Consider the following 2,451-nt stretch of genomic DNA (forward strand, 5'->3'; position numbering starts at 1 on the left):
GTTTTGATCGTGTGCCAGAGCTTCCGGCCGTCGAGGGTTGGCGGCGTGTGTTCAATGCTTGCCGCCTGCCCAGGCAGCCGCGCTGCGGCGATTTTGATCGCGGCTTCACAAGCGGCCGGCAATCCAAAGCCGAGCCCATGCCATCGAGCCGTCGCCCATGAAGCTGGCCCGGAGTGAGTGTCGGTGCAGCAAACGGGCAGCGCCTTGAGCAACGCTCGGATGGCGATCATCGGTGTCGCGGCGGGTGCGGCGTCTTGTGGCAGGCTTAAGCTTTGCGCCAATACGTCCAGAACAGCCGGCATGGGCTGATGAAGACCGACCATTTTCACCAGGAAATCATTGCCGATCGTTTCGAAAGACAACTCAACTCCGGCCTGCCGGGCATTCTCGCGCAATGGCTGTAATGTATTTTCCAACCCCACGGGCGCGGAGTTATCAAACTGCCATTGCAGATACAGCGCGCCTTCATCGGTGTCATCCGCCAATGCCTGGCTGAATGTCAGCGCCGACACCTCACGACGGCCCCGGGAGCGGTCTTGCGCGAAGGTGCGCAAACCACGATGGGCGCTGGTCTGGCCGCGGATCAGCCCGGCGCGTTGTTCTTTGGCCGGCGGAAGCAGGAATGGGTTGTTCGGCGGCAACTGCCAAGCCTGTCTGGCCGGTTTGAGGTGCAGTGAATCCAGCAGTTTTTTGAGTGCGACGACGCCCTGTTCCGACAGGTCTTCACTTTCGTTTCGCACCCATGCCAAGGCACTTTGGGTCTGTTGCTGGCGAGCGTTCAGCAAGGCGAACTCTTCGCGTAAAGGTGTCCAATCGCTGTGTGCGAAAAAGCTCAGCCAGTCGTGCAGCAACGCTTCGATTTGCGTAGCCGAATCGTCTTGAGTATCGAGGGTAAAGTCGATATCCAATACGGCTTGCCCGGCAAACGCATAAAGCACGGTCGCCTGCATGGCATTGGCCAGTTTTCGCGCTTTCAGCTCAGCCAGTAAACCACCCGGCGCCGTAGCATTGAGCCAGGTGCAGAGAAACGCCAGGGCTTGGCGAGGCGCGTCACAGGTGATGACATGGTGCAGGTGGTTATCGGCGATGTATTGAAAGCCCTGGGCGTGGCCGAGCATCAGCGCAGGCGGCGCAGCCTGTGGGTGCTGAGGGCCAGTGGCCAATTCGTCGCTGAAACGCTGGGCCAACGCTTGCAGTTCTTCCAATGGTTGCGGGCCGGCAAGGTTTAATGTCATCTGCCCGCTCTGATAGAACCTGGTATGGAATTCCTTCAATGCCTGCTGAAACGCCTCACGCTCAACCGGCAGGCTATCCCGATTACCGGCATGAAAACCGCGCAGCGGATGGTCCGCCGCCAAGCCTTCCAGCAGCGCAACCTGCTGCTGCGCCTTGGCATCCTGGGACCAGGCCACAAACTCCGCTTGCAGCACTTCGCGCTCACGCAGTTGGTCTTCAATCGTCAGGCGCGGATGGGTGAGCATATCCGCCAGCCGCTCCAGCCCATCGGCAAAGGTTGGCACCGGCAATTCAAAGAAAAAGTCCGTGGTGCGCTCGCGGGTGCTGGCGTTGACCTGCCCACCCTGGCGCTGCACGTAGGCCATCAAGCCTTCGCTTGTGGGAAAACGCGCAGTGCCGAGAAACAGCAAATGCTCAAGAAAATGCGCCAAGCCCGGCCACGCGAGTGGCACGTCATGGCTGCCGGCGGCCACGCGCAACATCGCGGCGCAACGCTTCAAGCGTGGCGCATGGCGCAAGGAAACCCGCAGGCCGTTGGCCAGGGTCAAGTCAAGGTGATGAGGGTGGGCCGGCGCAGGCATGGGCACTTCCGAAACGTAGGATGTGCCTATGCTAACAAACCGTCTGGCTCAGGGCTTGTGCAGCGCGCCGTACAGCTCTGGGCGACGGTCTTGCAGGTAGTGATTGGCAGCGCGGGCATCCAGGATCGACTGGCGATCCAGCGTACCGACGATCAACGATTCATCCAGCCCCGCCTGGGCGATTCGCTGGCCATTGGGCGCAGCAATACTGCTTTGCCCGCAGTACTGAATCTCGCCTTCGTGCCCGCAGTAGTTGGCGTAGGCCACATAGCACTGGTTTTCAAAGGCCCGCGCCCGCACGGTCACGTCGGCAACAAAGTCGAACGGCACCATATTGGCCGTCGGCACCAGGATTACCTCGGCGCCGGCCAGGGCCAGGCGTCGGGTGTTTTCCGGGAACTCCAGGTCGTAGCAGATCAAAAACCCGAGCTTCCAGCCGTTAAGCTCCACCAGCGGGAAATCATCTTCCCCGGCGCTGAACATCGAGTGGTCCAGGTCGCCAAACAGATGAGTCTTGCGGTAGTTGCACAGGCGCTGGCCGTGGGCATCGATCAACTGCACGGCGTTGTAGATCTGCCCGTCCTCAGCCCGCTCCGGGTAACCGTAGAGAATGGCCAGTCCGGCGCTTTTGGCC

General features: G+C 60.9%; 2 protein-coding genes. Both read right to left on the reverse strand.

The features are described 5' to 3' along the window. Positions 1-1,817 (reverse strand): pyrroloquinoline quinone biosynthesis protein PqqF (gene pqqF, locus FEM54_RS30485; protein WP_138454058.1); only part of this gene is annotated, 1,817 nt, incomplete at its 3' end. A gap of 48 nt (positions 1,818-1,865) precedes the next feature. Beyond that, positions 1,866-2,451: carbon-nitrogen hydrolase family protein (locus tag FEM54_RS30490; protein WP_138454059.1), on the reverse strand; the 586-nt coding region annotated here is incomplete at its 5' end.

The organism is Pseudomonas edaphica (assembly GCF_005863185.1).
Lineage (GTDB): Bacteria > Pseudomonadota > Gammaproteobacteria > Pseudomonadales > Pseudomonadaceae > Aquipseudomonas > Aquipseudomonas edaphica.